Below are 18,700 nucleotides of genomic sequence, written 5' to 3'. Positions count from 1 at the left end.
TTGACAGTTTGTAAGAACTCCTCATATAATAAGGGTAATTCAATATATGAATATGTGCTCATATATAATATCTACAGCAGCTGATAGGTTTGATTGAATCAGGGAAGGCTACTTATATAGAAAAAAGGTGAGAACATGAAAAAGATGAAGGATGAATACGTATTAAGCGGTCTCGATTGTGGAAACTGTGCACGTAAAATTGAAACAGGTGTCAGCAAACTCGAAGGAGTGGAAGCCTGCTCAATTAATTTTGCGACGGGTACATTAACTGTGACACATGCTGATGCACAAGAAACGATGTCAAAGCGTATTGAAAAAACCGTTCAGTCCATTGAACCTCATGTGAGTGTATCACCAAAAGAAGAAGGACATCACCATGATCACGATCATGGAACAAAGAATTTAAAAACGATTGTACTGAAATTAATTGGTGGTGCAATCATTGGAACGGCGGCTTATTTTATACCTGACAATGGCTTACTGAAGTTCATCATGTTTTTCGCCGCGTATTTACTAGTTGGCGGAGATGTTGTCTTGAAAGCACTGAAAAATATTGTGCGCGGTCAAGTATTTGATGAGAACTTCTTAATGACCATAGCTACAGTTGGTGCTTTTGTGATTCAGCAGTATCCTGAGGCACTAGCAGTCATGCTGTTTTACCAAATTGGAGAACTGTTCCAAGGGGCAGCTGTGAATCGCTCTAGAAAATCAATTAGCGAATTAATGAATATCCGTCCAGAATACGCAAACCTCAAAGTGGGGCAAGAAACAAAAAAGGTAAAGCCGGAAGAAGTCAAAGCTGGTGACCGTATTGTCGTTAAACCAGGTGAAAAAATTCCTTTGGATGGACGCGTGATAGACGGTTATTCTCTTGTGGATACCTCTGCACTAACTGGGGAGTCTGTTCCAAGAGATGTGGAAGCAGGAAAAGAAGTGCTTGCTGGATTTGTGAACCAAAACGGCATTCTTGAAATTGAAGTGCAAAAAGAGCTCAGTGAGTCAGCGGTTACGAAGATTTTGGATTTAGTCGAAAATGCAAGCAGCCGTAAAGCGCAGACAGAAAACTTTATCACAAAGTTCGCTAAATATTATACACCTGCTGTGGTCGTGCTAGCTTTATTGCTTGCCTTTGTACCACCGCTTCTCATCCCATCAGCTCAATTGTCTGATTGGGTGTACCGGGCACTTGTCTTTCTTGTCATTTCGTGTCCATGTGCTCTCGTTGTATCCATTCCATTAGGTTTCTTTGGCGGAATTGGTGCCGCATCAAAACGAGGCATTTTAGTGAAAGGCAGTAACTACTTAGAAGCCTTGAACTCTGTCCGCTATGCGGTGTTTGATAAAACAGGTACTTTGACAAAAGGGAACTTTACAGTCACTCATATCGAAGCAGCGAATGAGAAATGGTCAGAAGAGGAATTGCTTTCTTTTGCAGCGCTGGCAGAAGCGCATTCTTCGCATCCGATTGCAGAATCGATTAAGGCGGCTTACGGAGCGTCTCTTGATGAGAGCCAGATCGAATCTTACGAGGATATTGCGGGGCATGGGATCAAAGCGACAATTCGCGGAGCCCATGTATTGGCAGGTAACCATCGCCTTATGGAACGAGAGGGCATTGCTTTTGAAAAAGAAAAACGAAGCGGAACGGTTGTGTATTTAGCAATAGACGGTGAGTTTGCGGGATCTATCTTGATTGCAGATGAGGTAAAAGACGATGCAGTTGAAGCGATATCTTCTCTAAAAGCTGCGGGCATTCAAACCGTGATGCTTACAGGGGATGCTTCGCAAGTAGGAAATGCAGTCGCACAGCAGATCGGCATTGACGAAGTTCACACTGAATTATTGCCACAGGATAAAGTCGCCAAAATCGAAGACATGTATGAGAAAAAAGCATCTCAAGACAAATTATTGTTTGTTGGTGATGGCATAAACGATACGCCGGTTTTGGCAAGAGCGGATATAGGTATTGCCATGGGTGGACTTGGTTCAGATGCAGCAGTTGAAGCGGCTGATATTGTGATTATGACAGATCAGCCATCGAAGGTAGCAGAAGCTATTGCTGTCGCTAAAAGAACGAGAGCCATCGTATGGCAGAATATTGCGTTTGCTCTTGGGGTGAAAGCCGTCTTTCTCATTCTTGGTGCATTCGGTATTGCAACGATGTGGGAAGCCGTCTTCTCGGATGTTGGTGTCACTGTACTGGCTGTTTTAAATGCGATGAGGGTCATGAAATAAAATTGTAAGGAAAAATTCATGAATAGCGTCTTTCATAATAGACCCCCTCTTGTTAAAATAGAAGAAGTTGGATAATGGCATTTTCCTGAGCTGTTATCCTTTTTCTTTGTGAAGGAATGAATGAAAAAGATAAGGTAGGTGCTTTTGTGAGTAAAAAAAATAATCAATCTTCATCCATCAAGTTTGCAGTTATATTAACCATCATTGCAGCTCTTCTCATCGGTATTTTCGTTGTGATCGGTAACAACAACAGCCAAGAAGCACAAACAGTCGACAGTAAGCCGTCTATTAAAGGACAGCCTGTCATGGGAGATCAAAAGGCAAAAGTGCAAGTTGTTGAGTTTGGGGATTACAAATGTCCATCATGTAAATCATTTGAGACTGACATTTTCCCAAAATTGAAAGCAGACTACATAGATAATGGCGATGTATCCTTCTCATTTATTAACTTACCACTGCCTGTTCATGGGGACGGTGCGGTATTAGCAGCACTGGCTTCTGAAGAAGTGTGGAAAGAAGATCCGAAAAACTTCTGGGCATTTCATGAAGCGGTCTACAACGCACAACCAGATAGTGAAGCAGAATGGGTAACGCCAGCAAAGCTCACCGAATTGGCGAAGAAGACAACGAAAATTGATACGGACAAGCTGAAAGATAACCTATCAAAGAAAACATATCAGCCACAGCTGAACACAGATGATCAGTTGGTGAATCAATACAAAGTAAATGCAACACCAACTATTTTCATTAACAATAAACAAGTCCAAAACTTTTATGACTATGATGAAATCAAAGAATTAATTGATCAAGAGCTGAAAGGGAAAAAATCATGAAAAATAAACTGATTTACTTATACAGCGCTTGGATCGTCTCAATTGTGGCGACGATGAGCAGCCTGTATTTAAGCGAAGTAAAGAAGTTTATTCCATGTGATATGTGCTGGTTTCAGCGCATTTTCATGTATCCGCTTGTGCTTTTACTTGGAATTGCTACATTCCGTGGCGATGTCAAAGTGAAGTACTACGTTCTCCCTTTGGCTGGGATTGGTGCTTGCTTTTCCATCTATCATTATATGGAACAAAAGATTCCAGGCTTTGCATCGATTCGTCCTTGTCTAAGCGGTATTCCTTGTTCCGTTGATTATCTGAACTGGTTTGGTTTTATCACCATTCCACTCTTAGCTCTCATTGCATTTATTCTGATCATCATTAGTATGCTGCTTTTAAATGCAAAAGAAGATTGAGGAGATAGCCTGCTTAAAAGCAGGCTATTTTTTATTTTTGCAAAAAGATAAAATTTAAAGAAAATTTGTATTGCTTTTCATTTGTGTCAGATATACATTAAGGGGAGAGTGTTAGATGATCAGACAATGGTAAGGAGATAAGCGGAAAATGGCATGGGAAGTGTTAAGTATTATTGGCATTGTGGCATTCGCCATTAGTGGTGCGATTGTCGCAATGGAAGAAGAGTACGATATTCTTGGTGTGTACATTTTAGGGATTGTCACAGCATTTGGCGGGGGAGCGATTCGGAATCTATTAATTGGTCTTCCGGTGTCTGCTTTATGGTCACAGGGCAAAATGTTTACCATTGCCCTTGTATCCATTACGATCGTGTTCCTATTTCCAAAGCTTTTGCTCAAGCACTGGAGCACATGGGGGAATTTCTCGGATGCGATCGGTTTAGCAGCCTTTGCGATTCAAGGTGCATTATTTGCTGTACAAAGAGAGCTCCCGCTCAGTGCGGTCATTGTGGCAGCCATTTTGACTGGAAGCGGCGGCGGCATTGTGCGTGATTTATTAGCAGGACGAAAACCACTTGTGCTAAAAGCAGAGATTTACGCAGTATGGGCAGCCCTTGGCGGCTTACTCGTCGGACTCGGCTTAGCGCAAGGAGAGCTTGCTTTATATCTGCTGTTTGTCATCCTCGTCATATGCAGGGTTTGTTCCTACTTATTCAAATGGCGGCTTCCCGCTAGGTCTTATTTTTTAAATAAAGGGTAAAGAAAAGGGCGATGTCGCTCTTTTTTTTTATGTGTTATTCGAGCTTGATGTCAGCAGGTCAAGCTGTTTTCGTGTAAAATAAAAGTAGGTTCTTTATTCATCATTGGAACAATACACGAGATGAAAATATTGTCATTTGACTGAATATGTAGATTCAGTCTTTTTTTGCCTAGATGGATTGTTATGTGTTGGTTTCGCTTTTTGCGGGATACTAAAAAAACGCTCATGACCGAACGGATGGATCAGAAAGAAATGAACACATCTTTGCATGTAAGCAAAACATGACGGAAAAAATGAAATGGGAGGGACATGTACTAGTGGAGATTTTTTTGGCAGTGCTCGTACTACTAGCACTCATTGCATCATCTAATATTATCAATCGTTTTCTGCCCTTTATTCCAGTTCCATTAATCCAAGTGGGTTTAGGGATATTGGTCGCAGCTTTTCCTTCAGGTTTACATATTTCTTTAAATCCTGAGCTATTCTTCGTTTTATTCATTGCACCGCTGTTATTTAATGATGGGAAGCGTACCCCAAGGGACGAGCTGTGGAAATTAAGAGCGCCCATTCTTCTATTAGCTTTAGGGCTCGTATTTGCGACAGTCATTGTCGCAGGATATACCATCCATTGGATGATTCCAAGCATACCACTTCCAGCTGCATTTGCGCTTGCAGCGATTTTATCACCGACAGATGTAGTGGCTGTAAGTGCACTTTCCAGCCGTGTGAATATGCCGAAGGGGATCATGAGACTGCTGGAAGGCGAAGGGCTGATGAACGATGCGTCAGGACTTGTTGCTTTTAAATTTGCTATTGCAGCAACGGTTACAGGGGCATTTTCCATTGCAGAGGCATCCTTTAGCTTTGTTCTGATTGCTGCTGGCGGATTATTGACCGGATTTATTCTGTCGTTTTTTATCATTCGTTTCCGCTATTTTCTCCGCCGTTTAGGCATGGACGATGTCACAATGCACATCATCCTGCAAATCCTCACGCCGTTTGTGATTTATTTAGCAGCGGAAGAAATTGGCGTATCTGGCATTTTAGCCGTTGTTGCCGGTGGTGTGACACATGCCATCGAGCAAGACCGAATGGAAGCGAATTTAGCAAAACTGCAAATTGCTTCTTCAAACACGTGGAATATTATTTTATTTATTTTAAATGGCCTTGTTTTCGTTTTACTTGGGTTACAAATTCCTGATGTATCGACCGTCATTTTCCAAGATGAAGCCTTTAATAATATGCAGGTCATCAGTTACATTTTAATCATTACATTCTGTCTAATGATTCTCAGATTCCTATGGGTATGGCTGTTCTGGGCAGGGAACTGGAGTGTATCGAAAAAGAAGAACGCGAAAAAACCGAAGCTGCGTGCTTCCATGCTGATGACATTCTCTGGTGTTCGTGGTGCTGTTACATTAGCGGGTGCTTTCTCCATCCCGTTTACGCTTGCAGACGGCTCACCATTCCCTGAGCGTCATTTAATTATTTTCCTCGCAGCAGGCGTCATTTTATGTACACTCATTTTAGCGAGTGTGCTACTGCCTATTTTATCGGAGAAAAAAGATAAGCAAGTGGATGTGGACTTAGATACAAAGATTCAGCACGCAAAACGGAAGCTGCTGAGAAGTGCCATTAAAACGTTAAAAGAAGGAATGAATGAGGACAATCGAGAAGTCTCCCTTGCACTCATCAATGATTTCCGAATGAAGCTACGAAATATTCAGCGGGAACCGTACCAGTTTGGTATGAGAAAACAAGAGAGAAAAATCAGACTGCATGGTATTAAAGCAGAACAGATGAAACTTCAGCAGTTGATTGAGGAAGAGAAAATCGACAAAGAAGAAGCATATGAGCTGCAAGAGAGATTTCATGAGCTGGAAATGCTCTATTCCAACTCCTTTAAAATTCGTTTCTCAAAAGTGAAATTTCTGCGCTTACTACAATGGCTTCAATTGTGGCGTCCGCATCAGCGTATTTCGAGCGGCATATTAGAAAACGAGGAATCGTATAAACAAATCCGCAAGAAAACGGCTGAAGCTGCGGTGGATTCTATTAAGCACCATATGACCGAAGACAATCAACAAACGTGTCATCAAGTCATTGGGTTTTACAATCAAGTGATTTTCCGCTGTGAACATGGTCCTTCTTTCTTCCAGCAAAAGGATCGTACGTTTGACCGGAAGAAGAAAGAGCTTAACTTCCAAGCCGTACAGACGATTCGTAATGAAATCCAAACTTTATATGAAAATGGCGAAATCAATCGTGATATTGCCCATCATTTAAGGGAATATATCAATGACATGGAAGCAGTCTTACTGACCAATACATGATGTTGTCATCTTCTCCCCTTTGTTTTATGATGAAAAAAAGAGACGAGCAGGGGGAGAGGCAGGATGACATATTACGGAGCGATTGAAGCTGGGGGGACAAAGTTCTGCTGTGCCATTGGCAATGAGCATGGGGATATCATAGAGGAATTAACCATTCCAACAGAGCACCCGGAAAAAACCATCCAATCACTTATTCCATTTTTTCAGCAACATGAAATTGCAGCATTAGGGGTCGGTTCCTTTGGACCGATTTGTGTCCAGAAAGACGATCCTTCTTACGGTTACATCATGAATACGCCGAAAGTTGAATGGAAGCATTACCCGTTGATACCTGAGCTGGAGAAACAATTAGGCGTACCAGTGTCCTTTACGACAGATGTCAACGCCGCAGCATTAGGTGAACTGACAAAAGGGGCCGCAAAAGGGCTAAGCAGCTGTCTGTATATCACGGTCGGTACGGGGATTGGTGCCGGGGCTGTTGTGAAAAATGAGCTTCTCCACGGTCACTCACATCCAGAAATGGGACACATCCTGGTCAGGCAGCATGAATCAGATCAGTTTGCAGGTGTCTGCCCGGCGCATGGTACTTGCTTAGAAGGACTGGCGGCAGGACCATCTATTGAGGCAAGGTGGGGAAAGCCGGCTAAAGAGCTTACCGAAGAAGATGAAGTTTGGTCTCTTGAAGCAGATTATTTAGCACAGGCATTAATGCAATACACGCTGATATTAAGCCCAGAACGCATCATCATGGGTGGAGGCGTCATGAAGCAAAAACAGCTATTTCCGCTCATTCGAGAGAAGCTGGCTGCGTATGTCAATGATTATGTCGACATGCCGCCGCTTGATACATACATTGTCTCTCCTGGACTTGAGGACAAGGCAGGTATGACAGGTGCTTTGCTGCTAGCGATTGAAGCGAAGAGAAACGCCTGATAATAGAGTTTTCAAACGCAACATGAGATAATGAAAAAGATGGAATCTATGAAAAGGTGGTTGTTAACATGGTCAAAAGCTTGAATGATACCGTAACACTAAATAACGGAGTAGAAATGCCATGGTTTGGTTTAGGTGTATTCAAAGTGGAGGACGGCAACCAAGTGGTTGATGCCGTCAAAGCAGCCATACGAAACGGTTATCGCAGCATTGATACGGCTGCCGTTTATAAAAACGAGACAGGCGTAGGGAAAGCCATTAAAGAATCTGGCGTAAAAAGAGAAGAATTGTTCATTACGTCAAAAGTATGGAACACAGATCAAGGATATGACAAAGCACTCGCTGCATGCGACGCAAGCTTAAACCGGCTCGGTCTTGATTACTTAGACCTCTATTTGATTCATTGGCCTGGACCAAATGCAGATACATTTAAAGAGACATGGCGTGCGCTTGAGAAGCTTTATAAAGATGGAAAAGTAAGAGCGATTGGTGTCAGCAACTTCTACGTGCAGCATTTAGAAGAGCTGTTAAAAGATGCGGAGGTTGTTCCAGCGGTGAACCAAGTGGAGTTTCATCCAAAACTGACACTTGTAGAATTACGACAATATGCGAAAGAAAAAGGCATTCAAATTGAAGCATGGTCTCCGCTGATGCAAGGAAAGCTTTTGGATCATGACGTATTAAAGGAAATTGCAGCACAATACAACAAATCTGTGGCTCAAGTGATCTTGCGTTGGGATCTGCAAAGCGGCGTTGTCACCATTCCAAAATCAATCAATGAAGATCGCATTAAACAAAATGCCGACATTTTTGACTTCGAGCTTTCACAAGAAGACATGGAAAAAATCAATGCACTTAATAATAACGAACGTGTCGGGTCTAATCCAGAAACGATGACGGTTGGGTTTGAATAAATAAAATTATCCCCTTAGCGTGTAGACAAACCCTCGCATATTTTGTCAGGGCGTGCTGGTGCTCACGAATGTCAAATTTGCTCCGTGCCAGTACTCGTCCTTCTTAGACTAGCAAAGGTTTTCTATCACGCTGAAAAGAAGACAAAGGGCTAAAATTAAGTTCATTTTAGCCCTTTGTCAACAATCTGAATCCCTTTCTCTTTTTGAGAAGGGGATTTTTTAATTCCTGCTTCGGCGCACAGCCAACAGCATGAGGAAAGACAGGATCACAATACAAATGGTCCAAGCCCACGCAAGTTCCATTCGTCCAGAATCAATCGCCACATAGATGGCTGTTGGGAGGGTTTGCGTTTTCCCAGGAATGTTGCCAGCGAACATTAAAGTCGCTCCAAATTCTCCTAACGCCCTTGCGAAACTTAAAACTGCACCAGAGAGAAGAGATGGCAGTGCGAGTGGGACGGTAATATAGGCAAAAACCTGAAAAGAATGCGCACCATCAACTTTTGCAGCACCTTCAATGTCTGACTCAATCGTAGAAAAACCAGCTTTCGCTGATTGATACATGAGCGGGAATGCGACAACTGTCGATGCAATGATCGCTGCCCAATAAGTGAAGATGACAGGCTGATGGAAGATCCATTCAATCGCTTGTCCAATCACGCTGTTCTTCCCGAACGCAACGAGCAGCAGAAATCCTACGACAGTTGGCGGAAGGACAAGCGGCATCATGAGGAGCGTTTCCACGATCATTTTCCCTTTGAAAGATGTACGGGCCATCCAAAAACCAATGGACGTTCCTAAAACGACAGCCAATAACCCGCTGAAAGCAGCCACTTGTACGGACAGCCAGATAGGTGAAAGAAAATCTTCGGTCAGCATCGGCATTATTTCACTTGAAAGCCATACTTTTTAAAAATCGCTGCGGCTGGATCTGATTGGATATATTGAAAAAATGCTTTCGCCTCTTTCATGTGATCGGTCTGTTTAACAATGCCAACAGGATAAATGATGGGGGAATGCATGTCTTGATTTGCCTCATCTACTATCTTTACTTTGCGAGAAACGAGCGCGTCCGTCTTATACACAACACCAGCTTCCACATTTCCTGTTTCGACATAGTTTAATACTTGACGAACATCCTTTCCATAGACAGCGTTCTGTTTCACTTGGTCCCATATATTCAGTTTTGTGAAAATCTCTTTTGCATATGTACCAGCAGGAACAGATTCAGGTGTGCCAAGCGCTATCTTTCCTTTTGTGTGATCAACATCGCGAAAGGTTTTGATAGAAGAGGAACCTTCTTTTGGCACGATGAGGACAAGCTCATTTTGTATGACATCCTTTGTATGATCCTGATCAATGTCGCCAGATTGAACAAGGTCATCAAAAGGCTCTTCAGCTGCTGAGAAGAAGAGATCCGCTTTTGCTCCTTGAGCGATTTGCTGTTTCAATGCGCCGGATGACCCGAAATTATTCGTGAGTGTCACGCTTGGATGATCATCTTCATAGGCAGATTCAATCTCTTTCAAAGCATCCTGCAGGCTTGCCGCCGCTGAAATCACAAGTTCTGTTTTTTTGCTTTGATCTGATGACGTCGACTCCGTTTGACACCCAGTCAGGAGCAAACAGATGGTGACGTAGGTTAAGAATAAATATTTCATGATCACACCTCTTTATCATTCAACATCATGTGTATCCTTTATTATAATCAAACTTATTTGACCATTCATAGGCTTTCAGGAAAAGAGAAAAGAAAAAGCCGCCAGAGGGCAGCTTTTAATGCTGATAAAAACGTAGTAAGTTCCCGTTGATCACTTTATCTGATAGAGACAGCTCTTTATTGGCTTTTTCTATATAAGGCTGGCATACTTCATCTTCTTCAACAGGTTGTTTTGTTTTTTGATCATAGCACGTGTTCTTTGTATAAAGATAATCATCCGTAATAAAGTTTCCATTTCTCAGCACAGCGAACGGTGTCCGTTCATTGGAGAAAAGATCATTCCCAAATTGAATAGAATCTTTTGATTCAATGCCGAGTAAATGAAGAAGTGTCGGTTTGACATCCATTTGACCGGCTGTTTCAGAAATGGTTTGAGGGGCCTCGTCTGTCACCCCAGGAATGTAAATCAAAAAAGGGACCCGCTGCAGTTTAACCGCATCAAACGGTGTGATTTCATCCTGCTTTAGCAGCTCTGCCATTGCCTCATGATGTGCTTCTGAAATGCCATAGTGGTCTCCCATCAGGACAAACATTGTATTTTCATATAGTCCTTCTTCTTTCATTCGTTCAAAGAACCTTTTGATGGCTTCATCTTGATAGCGGACGGTGGTCACATAGCGGTTTAAAATGGTGCTAGTCGAATCGTATTCATCAATGAACTGATCCTTTGGATCAATTTCAAATGGGAAGTGATTGGTTAAGGTAATAAACGTGCTGTAATAAGGCGTCTTCAGCTTTTTTAAATAATCGATGGATTGGTCAAAAAAGTCGATATCCTTTAAGCCCCAGCCAGTCGAATTCTGTTCATTGACATCAAATGAATCGACATCATAAAAGCGGTCAATCCCAAGAGATTCATACATCACATCACGATTCCAGAACGTTTTATTATTCGCATGAAATTGGACGGATTGATAATTCTCTTTTTTCAATTGCTTGTACAGTGTGTCATATTCGTTGTCACTCGCTGTGAAAAAGACAGCGCCACTGCTAGATGGATAGAGGGAGTTTGCGACGATAAACTCTGAGTCCGACGTTTTGCCTTGCTCTGTCTGCTGATAAAATTCATCAAAATTGAAGCTTTTTTTGGCAAGTTCATTTAAAAATGGTGTGATGTATTGTCCATTCACCTTTTGATTCATGACAAATTGCTGCGTTGATTCAAGTGAAATGAACACGACATTTTTGCCTTTAGCAAGTCCAAAGTAGTCTTCATTCGGTGCACTGTAATCAGCTTTTGTGTAGTTTGCCACTGTTGAAAGTGTATCTTCGTCAGCAAAGGCTTTTTGTCCAATTCGTGCTGTTTGAGCGGCACCGTCATACAAATGGAATTGAAACAGCCCAAGGTTTCGTACAATGACTTCTCGATCATATGAGCTTGTCAAAAATCGAGGGTGGTCCATCATGGCTGAGCTGACATGGAACAATAGCAAGCTGCAGCAAACCATATAGTATGTTTTGATCGTCTTAAAAGACGCTTTTGGTGATAGCGGTTTCCGTTTTAAGAGCCATGCCAGCACCACAAAATCAATCAGCATGAGTATAAATAGCGGATGAAACAATTCAGTCATACTGCTGCCCATATCTCCCATGTTCTTTGCTTGAAATAAGACAGGAATGGTAATGAAATCAATATAAAAACCGTAAAAGATCGTATTCGATATCAAAATGGCTGTCAAAATAAAATTTGTGGTCAATAAAAAGACCTTTTGTTTCGTTTCATTTAAGAAAAGAGCAATCCCAAACAAAGGGAGCAAAAAGCTAAGTGGATTGATCAAAAGCAGCCATTCGTGAAACAGATTGGCCGTTCGTATATGAAATCCGAATTGATAAATGATGTATGTTTTCATCCACATAAAGAGGATGGAGTACACTAAAAACCAGTGATTTTTGAAAAACGCTTTCATTTATGTAACTCCTCACCATTCTGTATTCAGCTGCAAGGCAAAAACACTTATCTTAAAACTACTAAAAAAATGAGGAATGATCAATTCATATCCTGCTTTTTTGCAAAACTCTTTTTTCTTTTTCTAAAACGGCAATGGGATGGATATCCCGCAAATGACAGCCATGTAATAGCAGGTGACAATGGTCAGAGCAGCTAGTACGACTTGTTCTCCTGTGCTGCCTGTTTTGACATAAAAGGGGAGACGTACTTTCATGGTTGCAGGGAACAAAAATTTAATACCGTTCACTGTGCCTGCATCAAGGATGAGGTGGCTTGCCATCCCAACTAGTAACCCGGTACTGAGGCTGTCATTTGGAATGTATGTTGTCGCAATAAAATAAATGATCAGCAGAAATAATAAACTATGTGTAAAGGTGCGGTGACCGAATACACTACTGATCAGTGTGGAAAGGAGCGGGAATTTCCTGCCGATTTTGCTTTTCGTATGACATAGATCTGGGATGAGGGCACCTACTGATCCAGCAGCAGCCATCGTCACTGGTTCGAATCCGTAATAATAGGCGACGGCTGTGGAGGCGGCAATTCCGCCCATAATATGTGTTTTTCCTGTCATGATGCGTACTCCTGTTCTGTTTTTTGTTCAAGTACTCACTATATCAAGGGTGAATCCATTCAGCAAGGCTTATTTCTAAAGAAAATGGGATAAAATAGTTGGCTGTTTGGAAAAACATTCTATAATAAGAAGGAAGTCATGTTGACACTAACGATAAGGATGCGATTCGGATGAGTAATGCAGACATTTTAAAAGAAATTGTTCTTGTACATTATGAAGTCAGCCGTAAATTAAACCGCAAGTTACTTGAGTTAGAAAAAGACATCACGCCTCCACAGATATATGCTCTTTCTATATTGATACAAGGAAAAGTATCACATGCTGAAGAGCTCAAACAAAGACTCTCTCTCAACCCAGGTGCCGCTTCCATAGCTCTCAATAAATTATGTGAGCAAGGCTACATTCAGAGAGAACGGGACAAGGACGATCATTCCCTTGTCCGGCTAGAAGCCACGGAAAAAGGGCTGGCTATTTACGAAAAGCATACACGTCTTTTTGGAAAGGTGATTCAGCATATGATGTCAGACTTCACAGAGGAAGACTTAAAGACCTTTCTAACGTATTTGCAAAAAATGAGACAGACCTTTCACGATGAATGAACCGCTCCTCTTTGTATAATGCTGAGCGCTGTAGCACAAATTAAACAGGCAAAGGCATTTTATGAAAAGGGGGGAAATAGCGATGTCATTTTTCCAAAAGGATAAAAAGGCGAAAAGCGAGAAAGACCATCAGCAGGTTGATCAGCTGTTAGAAGAAGCAAGTAAAGAACTAGCAGGCGATCCGCTTCAGGAAGCTGTCCAAAAGAAGAAAAACAACCATCAATAAGCTGACAAAAAGGCGGAGAATCATTTCTCTGCCTTTTTTCTATGTTTTTCCCTTTGACAGATATGAGAATGTTTGATAACCTTCGTGTAGTAAAAATGAATAGAAATCCTCACGCTATGTCTCAGTGAGGTAGAGGTTGCGCGGATGATGAGTCACTCATGGGAGAGATGGAATCGTTGATCATGAGAAAAAAGGCATCAGCGCCGAAGTGTAGAGAGAGCTCCAACTTTCTTTATGCTGGGTCTGCATTGAACAAATGCAGGACTGCCACGTCTTTGAAGCGTGGAGGGCTATCCGGAGATCAAGGTGTATGTTTTGAAAAGCATGGACTTTTGTTCAGGCTTTTTTTTATGTTCTGATTGCCTAAGAAAAGGGTATGCTGGTAAGAAAGTGACCCAACATGAACATAAAGAATGCAAGTCATTGCTTCACAAATATATCAATGAAGATACTGCCGGGTCTGGTCCAAAGTGAATATAACGGAGGTACGAAAATGGAACAGACAAAAAAATGGGGTTTTTGGTTATTGACGGCTTTTGTCGTCGGAAATATGGTGGGTTCAGGCATCTTTATGCTGCCTAGTACACTTGCCCAGCATGCAAGTCCTTTAGGTGTGACGATGGCATGGCTTGTCACAGGTGGCGGCGTACTGATGATTGCCTTTGTGTTTGGACATTTGTCCATTCATAAACCGCAGCTGACAGCTGGACCACAAAGCTATGCAAGAGCGCTTTTTAAAGATCCGAAAAAAGGAAAAGCAGCCGGTTTTACAATGGTTTGGGGATATTGGGTGGCAAGCTGGATTAGTAATGTCGCCATTATCACAAGCCTAGCTGGTTATTTAACAACCTTTTTCCCAATTTTAACCGTGAAAACGGAGATCTTTACTTTTGGAAAAGAAGCGATCACACTTGGTCAGCTCACTACGTTTATCGTATGTACAATCCTTCTATGGGGGACTCATACGATTTTAATTACAAGCTTAAGCGCAGCAAGTAAGTTGAACTTTATTACGACCTTTTCAAAGGTGCTTGGATTCGTCCTTTTTATTGTCGCAGGCTTATTTGCATTCCAAACCGCATTATTTGAACATTATTACTTCCCTGTTGAAGCAGCAAGTGATGAAGGAGTGCTCGGACTTGGAGGCCAAATTCATCATGCGGCCATCTCCACACTATGGGCATTTATCGGCATCGAATCTGCTGTCATTTTATCAGGAAGAGCCTCTTCGCAACGTGATGTCAAACGTGCGACGATTACAGGACTTTTAATTGCACTGTCTATTTATATGATTATTACCTTGATTACAATGGGCGTTCTGCCGCATGATCAATTGCAAGGTTCTGATAAACCATTCGTAGACGTGCTTCAGCTCATTATCGGACCGGCTGGCGGCATTGTCATGGCACTTCTTGCGATCATTTGTTTATTTGGTTCGATGCTTGGCTGGATTTTGCTTGGTTCTGAAGTCCCTTATCAAGCAGCAAAAGCTGGCGATTTCCCAGCAGTGTTTGCAAAAACAAACAAAAAAGGCAGTCCTGTTTTTGCTTTGACTGTCACAAATATCATGTCACAGCTGTTTATTTTCTCAGTCATGTCACGTACGATTAATGAAGCCTTTACTTTCTTAACAACATCAGCGACACTTGCGTATCTCATTCCGTATATCGTGTCATCGATCTACAGCTTTAAGGTCATCATGCAAGGTGACACATATGAGCTCCAAAAAGGAAACCGGACAAGAGACGGGATCATTGCGCTTGTGGCCATGGGGTATTCCGCTTGGGTCATTATTTCAGGCACAGCTGATTTCAAAACATTTGGTCTTGGTATTGGATTGTTCTTAGTTGGCATTTTACTCTACCCATTCATGTCCAAAAAATTTGCCAAAGGTACAGTTTAAAAAATACGTTTCTCCAGCATTGGAGAAACGTATTTTTTTATGAGGCAGATGTTAATCGATCCACAATAAATTCGAGCTGACCTTCTAGTGACACAGGGTCATTAAAGAAGTAACCGACTGTATCTGTTTCAAATACGCGTTTGTTTTGTACAGCAGGAAGTGATGCCCAGATGCTGCTTTTATACACTTGATCGCCATTACTTTTTGAACCGCTCCATGGGCTTGTGAAAATATAATCACCTGAAAATTCTGGAAGCTTTTCAAGAGAAATGTTTGCATAACCGACACCACTGTCGATGGCTTCTTTTTGGACAGCCTTCGGAGCTTTTAATTTCAGCTCGTCATAAATGATTTCACCACCGCGTGCAAAAGTGTTACCGAAAATGTAAATGCCCTTATCGAATGGTGATACGATCGAAACGGTTTTGTTTCCTACAGCTTTTGTTACTTTTGGTTTCACTTCAGCAATTTTGGCATCCCATTTTGTGATCCAATCCGTTGCTTTTTTTGATGTGCCTGTCATTTTACCGAATTCTTTTAGCTGGTCTTTAAACGAATATTGATTGTATTGAATGGCAACTGTAGGTGCAATTTTTTTGTATTGATCAAATTTCTCATCTTCTCCCCAAGCAATGATCATATCCGGCTTCAATGAGGCTACTTTCTCAACAGAGGGAGATTTTCCAATATTTTTCACTCCGTCTGTTTTTCCTTTATAGAAAGGGTTTTTAAAGATGGGCGCAGTGGCAGCAATTGGGGTTTTGCCGAGTGTGACGAGATCCCCGTAGTAGCTTTCCGCCAGAAGCACAATTCGTTGTGGGTTTTGAGGCAGTTTCACTTCACCCTTTACATCTTGATAGGTGATCGTGTCACTTTTTTTGGCTCCCGATTCTTTATTGGAAGTGCTGCCACAAGCAGCAGTAAAAATCATAAGGGTCATGAAGGAAATCAAAAGAAGTCCAGTTCGTTTTTTCACAAAAGTTCGCTCCTATTCAATTGTTTGTGATAATGATTCTCATTCGCGATTATATCTTAACATGATAGAAGAAAAAATGCATCGGCTATTTTATGACCAAAATGAAAATGGTGAAATTCTCCCGGTTTTTTGATGAAAATAAAGAAATTTATCAGAACAAGGATTTCAAAACGTGAAGAAAGTGATATACTAGACTCCGAGATTGATAATCATTATCACTAATAACGAATAGATATGAACGGAAAGGAAGAGACTGGTTTTGGGCTCACAATCGAATAAACAGCTGTCAGCTAAAGATGATGCCATAGATATTGTGACAAAGCCTTTTGGTACAGCAGCTGTTGTCATCATAGGAATCATTGCTTTAGCATTCGGTCTTTTTTTATCAGTATCGTTAGGAGCGGCAAACATTCATTTACACACGGTATGGGAAGCCGTCTTTCATTTTGACTCACAACAAACCTCACATCAAATCATTAGGGAACTAAGGCTGCCGCGTACAGTTGGTGCCGCACTTGTCGGTGCCTTTTTAGCAGTATCGGGCGCCATCATGCAAGGCATGACAAGAAATGCGCTTGCGTCTCCTGAAATCATGGGTGTGACAAATGGCTCTGCATTTGCGATTGCCATTGCGTTTGCTTTTTTCCCAGGCCAATCTTCTTTTACATTAATTCTTTGGTCATTTTTGGGTGCAGCACTTGGCGCCTCTATTGTATTTGGGGTTGGAACCCTATCAAAAGGGGGACTTACTCCTGTGAAGCTGGCATTAGCCGGTACGGCTGTTGGCGCACTTTTAAGCTCTATCTCCTCAGCGATTGCCATTCGATTTGACGTCGCCCAAGATATGAGTTTTTGGTACGCAGGCGGCGTGGCTGGTGTGAATTGGAGCAATATTAAGATCATTATTCCAGTTGCGGCTGTAGGACTGATCATCGCAATGATTCTTGCCCGCTCCATCACGGTTTTAAGCTTAGGTGATGAATTAGCAAAAGGGCTTGGACAATATACACGAACAGTAAAGGTACTTGGCATATTGGTCGTGATCCTTTTAACAGGTGCAGCCGTGTCAGTTGCAGGTTCTATTGGCTTTATCGGGCTTGTGATTCCTCATGTTACGCGTTTCTTGGTCGGCGTTGACTATCGCTGGATTATCCCTTGCTCAGCTATTTTAGGGGCTATTTTGCTTATTTATGCAGACATTGCGGCAAGGCTTGTCAATGCGCCGTTTGAAACGCCAGTTGGTGCCATTACAGCCATTATAGGCGTTCCTTTCTTCTTATATTTAGCGAGACGTGAAAGGAGCGGAATTTAAATGGAAATGGTGCAGCAGGCAAAGAAAAAGAAATACAAACGAACGATGGTCATGATCTTTTTAGCCATCGTGGCTGTGTTCCTGATTAGTTTAAATACCGGAGAGATAAGGATTTCTCCGATGGATACATTCAAAACATTTTTTGGACTCGGAAGTGAAATGGATGAGCTTGTATTATTCGAGTTCAGACTTCCAAGGATGGTCATCGCTTTACTTGTTGGCGCTTCTATCGCTGTATCAGGAGCCATTTGGCAAGGTGTTTCTCAAAATGGTTTAGCTGATCCCGGCATATTAGGTGTAAATGCGGGTGCAGGTTTTGCGGTTGTTTTGTTTATCTTTGCCTTTCAGGGCTCGATGTCGAACTTAGGTGATTTTACGATATTTGTACTGCCGCTTTTCGCTTTCGCAGGGGCAGCCTTTGCTGCATTTCTCATATATGTGCTAGCGTGGAAAAAGGGCATTACGCCTGTTCGATTGATTTTAACTGGTATTGGGATCAATGCTGCATTTTCTGCAGCAATTGTGGTCATTCAATTAAAGATGAGCCCAAATGATTTTAACCAAGCCATTGTGTGGCTGTCAGGAAGTATTTGGGGCTCAAGCTGGACATATGTCTTATCAGTCGTGCCGTGGATGCTGATTTTTCTTGTATTAGCGATGGTGAGGGCACGCTACTTAAATATCATGAATTTGGGTGATCAGATATCTTATGGATTAGGGATTTCAGTTCATAAAGAAAGAAGTTTTCTCATGCTGATTGCAGTTGCATTAGCCGGTGCAAGTGTCGCTGTTGCAGGGAGTATATCGTTCCTAGGGTTAGCGGCACCACACCTCGCAAGAAAGCTAGTTGGACCGAAACATCAAGGAATGATACCGGCGTCCGCTATGATTGGTGCACTGCTGTTATTACTTGCAGATACACTTGGGCGTGTCATACTTGCTCCATCAGAGGTGCCCGTTGGACTTGTCGTTTCTGCCTTAGGCGCACCTTACTTCATTTACTTATTGATGAAAACGAACTAAT

17 protein-coding genes and 1 riboswitch are annotated in these 18,700 nt (G+C 42.0%); of the genes, 12 read left to right on the top strand and 5 right to left on the bottom strand.

Annotated features, from left to right (window positions below; all coding sequences use genetic code 11):
* The first annotated feature begins 135 nt into the window (after nucleotides 1-135).
* The 7 genes from MHI58_RS16185 to MHI58_RS16155 all read left to right on the top strand — a co-directional run bounded on the left by MHI58_RS16185 (nucleotide 136) and on the right by MHI58_RS16155 (nucleotide 8,418).
* Entirely contained in the window at nucleotides 136-2,235 is a 2,100-nt protein-coding gene (locus MHI58_RS16185; protein WP_047945433.1) for a heavy metal translocating P-type ATPase, read from the top strand.
* A 116-nt stretch (nucleotides 2,236-2,351) separates the two neighbouring features.
* Nucleotides 2,352-3,068: a DsbA family protein gene (locus MHI58_RS16180; RefSeq protein ID WP_008347618.1), complete on the top strand. Its 717-nt coding sequence runs from the start codon at nucleotides 2,352-2,354 to the stop codon at nucleotides 3,066-3,068.
* On the top strand, nucleotides 3,065-3,478 hold the full coding sequence (locus tag MHI58_RS16175; protein ID WP_007500241.1) for a disulfide oxidoreductase: 414 nt from the start codon (nucleotides 3,065-3,067) through the stop codon (nucleotides 3,476-3,478). Before MHI58_RS16180 ends, MHI58_RS16175 begins: the two co-directional genes overlap by 4 nt.
* Nucleotides 3,479-3,626: 148 nt before the next feature.
* The gene (locus tag MHI58_RS16170; RefSeq protein WP_007500242.1) at nucleotides 3,627-4,238 is read left to right on the top strand and encodes a trimeric intracellular cation channel family protein; all 612 of its coding nucleotides are present in this window, start codon (nucleotides 3,627-3,629) and stop codon (nucleotides 4,236-4,238) included.
* 317 nt (nucleotides 4,239-4,555) lie between these two features.
* A complete protein-coding gene (locus MHI58_RS16165; RefSeq protein ID WP_024719813.1) occupies nucleotides 4,556-6,571 on the top strand; it encodes a Na+/H+ antiporter in 2,016 nt (671 codons plus the stop codon).
* Nucleotides 6,572-6,634: 63 nt separating this feature from the next.
* Complete coding sequence (locus MHI58_RS16160; protein ID WP_045034590.1) at nucleotides 6,635-7,504, top strand: ROK family protein; 870 nt, start codon at nucleotides 6,635-6,637, stop codon at nucleotides 7,502-7,504.
* Nucleotides 7,505-7,572: 68 nt separating this feature from the next.
* Nucleotides 7,573-8,418, top strand: a complete 846-nt coding sequence (locus tag MHI58_RS16155; RefSeq protein WP_041507765.1) for an aldo/keto reductase — start codon at nucleotides 7,573-7,575, stop codon at nucleotides 8,416-8,418.
* Between the two features lie 219 nt (nucleotides 8,419-8,637).
* Here the strand turns inward: MHI58_RS16155 and modB are convergent, their stop codons facing one another.
* From modB to MHI58_RS16135, 4 genes are all read right to left on the bottom strand, one after another.
* On the bottom strand, nucleotides 8,638-9,303 hold the full coding sequence (gene modB / locus MHI58_RS16150) for a molybdate ABC transporter permease subunit (protein ID WP_045034589.1): 666 nt from the start codon (nucleotides 9,301-9,303) through the stop codon (nucleotides 8,638-8,640).
* Nucleotides 9,303-10,079, bottom strand: a complete 777-nt coding sequence (gene modA, locus MHI58_RS16145; protein ID WP_045034588.1) for a molybdate ABC transporter substrate-binding protein — start codon at nucleotides 10,077-10,079, stop codon at nucleotides 9,303-9,305. The genes modB and modA overlap by 1 nt, the downstream gene beginning before the upstream one ends.
* Before the next feature lie 115 nt (nucleotides 10,080-10,194).
* Nucleotides 10,195-12,045 (bottom strand): LTA synthase family protein, encoded by a 1,851-nt coding sequence (locus MHI58_RS16140; protein WP_159159979.1) that lies wholly within the window; start codon nucleotides 12,043-12,045, stop codon nucleotides 10,195-10,197.
* 123 nt (nucleotides 12,046-12,168) lie between these two features.
* The gene (locus MHI58_RS16135) at nucleotides 12,169-12,660 is read right to left on the bottom strand and encodes a metal-dependent hydrolase (RefSeq protein ID WP_008347118.1); all 492 of its coding nucleotides are present in this window, start codon (nucleotides 12,658-12,660) and stop codon (nucleotides 12,169-12,171) included.
* A gap of 170 nt (nucleotides 12,661-12,830) precedes the next feature.
* On the opposite strand from MHI58_RS16135, the gene MHI58_RS16130 reads away from it, so the two are divergent.
* From MHI58_RS16130 to MHI58_RS16120, 3 genes are all read left to right on the top strand, one after another.
* Nucleotides 12,831-13,259 carry a MarR family winged helix-turn-helix transcriptional regulator gene (locus MHI58_RS16130; RefSeq protein ID WP_007500254.1) on the top strand — a complete coding sequence of 143 codons (429 nt, stop codon included), beginning with the start codon at nucleotides 12,831-12,833 and terminating at the stop codon, nucleotides 13,257-13,259.
* An 82-nt stretch (nucleotides 13,260-13,341) separates the two neighbouring features.
* A complete protein-coding gene (gene sspJ / locus MHI58_RS16125) occupies nucleotides 13,342-13,485 on the top strand; it encodes a small acid-soluble spore protein SspJ (RefSeq protein WP_008347117.1) in 144 nt (47 codons plus the stop codon).
* A gap of 122 nt (nucleotides 13,486-13,607) precedes the next feature.
* Nucleotides 13,608-13,786: riboswitch (Lysine riboswitch) on the top strand.
* Between the two features lie 192 nt (nucleotides 13,787-13,978).
* On the top strand, nucleotides 13,979-15,388 hold the full coding sequence (locus tag MHI58_RS16120; protein WP_045034586.1) for an amino acid permease: 1,410 nt from the start codon (nucleotides 13,979-13,981) through the stop codon (nucleotides 15,386-15,388).
* Nucleotides 15,389-15,425: 37 nt separating this feature from the next.
* Here the strand turns inward: MHI58_RS16120 and MHI58_RS16115 are convergent, their stop codons facing one another.
* Nucleotides 15,426-16,364, bottom strand: a complete 939-nt coding sequence (locus MHI58_RS16115) for an ABC transporter substrate-binding protein (RefSeq protein ID WP_368004339.1) — start codon at nucleotides 16,362-16,364, stop codon at nucleotides 15,426-15,428.
* A gap of 259 nt (nucleotides 16,365-16,623) precedes the next feature.
* Here MHI58_RS16115 and MHI58_RS16110 point away from each other — a divergent pair, with 259 nt between their 5' ends.
* Together MHI58_RS16110 and MHI58_RS16105 are read left to right on the top strand one after the other, a co-directional pair.
* The gene (locus MHI58_RS16110) at nucleotides 16,624-17,676 is read left to right on the top strand and encodes an iron ABC transporter permease (protein WP_008347113.1); all 1,053 of its coding nucleotides are present in this window, start codon (nucleotides 16,624-16,626) and stop codon (nucleotides 17,674-17,676) included.
* Complete coding sequence (locus tag MHI58_RS16105) at nucleotides 17,677-18,699, top strand: iron ABC transporter permease (protein WP_007500263.1); 1,023 nt, start codon at nucleotides 17,677-17,679, stop codon at nucleotides 18,697-18,699.
* Nucleotide 18,700 lies beyond the last annotated feature (1 nt).

This window comes from Bacillus sp. FSL K6-2869 (genome assembly GCF_040869405.1).
In the GTDB taxonomy this organism is placed as follows: Bacteria; Bacillota; Bacilli; order Bacillales; family Bacillaceae; genus Bacillus; species Bacillus altitudinis.
The sequence above is the reverse complement of the archived record's forward strand: the minus strand, read 5'-3'. Positions and strand labels throughout refer to the sequence as shown.

What these genes read in the sequence shown, in the direction of transcription:
- MHI58_RS16185 (WP_047945433.1), top strand. Translation starts at nt 136, where the DNA reads ATGAAAAAGATGAAGGATGAATACGTATTAAGCGGTCTCGATTGTGGA.
- MHI58_RS16180 (WP_008347618.1), top strand. Translation starts at nt 2,352, where the DNA reads ATGAATGAAAAAGATAAGGTAGGTGCTTTTGTGAGTAAAAAAAATAAT.
- MHI58_RS16175 (WP_007500241.1), top strand. Translation starts at nt 3,065, where the DNA reads ATGAAAAATAAACTGATTTACTTATACAGCGCTTGGATCGTCTCAATT.
- MHI58_RS16170 (WP_007500242.1), top strand. Translation starts at nt 3,627, where the DNA reads ATGGCATGGGAAGTGTTAAGTATTATTGGCATTGTGGCATTCGCCATT.
- MHI58_RS16160 (WP_045034590.1), top strand. Translation starts at nt 6,635, where the DNA reads ATGACATATTACGGAGCGATTGAAGCTGGGGGGACAAAGTTCTGCTGT.
- MHI58_RS16155 (WP_041507765.1), top strand. Translation starts at nt 7,573, where the DNA reads ATGGTCAAAAGCTTGAATGATACCGTAACACTAAATAACGGAGTAGAA.
- modB (WP_045034589.1), bottom strand. Translation starts at nt 9,303, where the DNA reads ATGCCGATGCTGACCGAAGATTTTCTTTCACCTATCTGGCTGTCCGTA.
- modA (WP_045034588.1), bottom strand. Translation starts at nt 10,079, where the DNA reads ATGAAATATTTATTCTTAACCTACGTCACCATCTGTTTGCTCCTGACT.
- MHI58_RS16140 (WP_159159979.1), bottom strand. Translation starts at nt 12,045, where the DNA reads ATGAAAGCGTTTTTCAAAAATCACTGGTTTTTAGTGTACTCCATCCTC.
- MHI58_RS16135 (WP_008347118.1), bottom strand. Translation starts at nt 12,660, where the DNA reads ATGACAGGAAAAACACATATTATGGGCGGAATTGCCGCCTCCACAGCC.
- MHI58_RS16130 (WP_007500254.1), top strand. Translation starts at nt 12,831, where the DNA reads ATGAGTAATGCAGACATTTTAAAAGAAATTGTTCTTGTACATTATGAA.
- sspJ (WP_008347117.1), top strand. Translation starts at nt 13,342, where the DNA reads ATGTCATTTTTCCAAAAGGATAAAAAGGCGAAAAGCGAGAAAGACCAT.
- MHI58_RS16120 (WP_045034586.1), top strand. Translation starts at nt 13,979, where the DNA reads ATGGAACAGACAAAAAAATGGGGTTTTTGGTTATTGACGGCTTTTGTC.
- MHI58_RS16105 (WP_007500263.1), top strand. Translation starts at nt 17,677, where the DNA reads ATGGAAATGGTGCAGCAGGCAAAGAAAAAGAAATACAAACGAACGATG.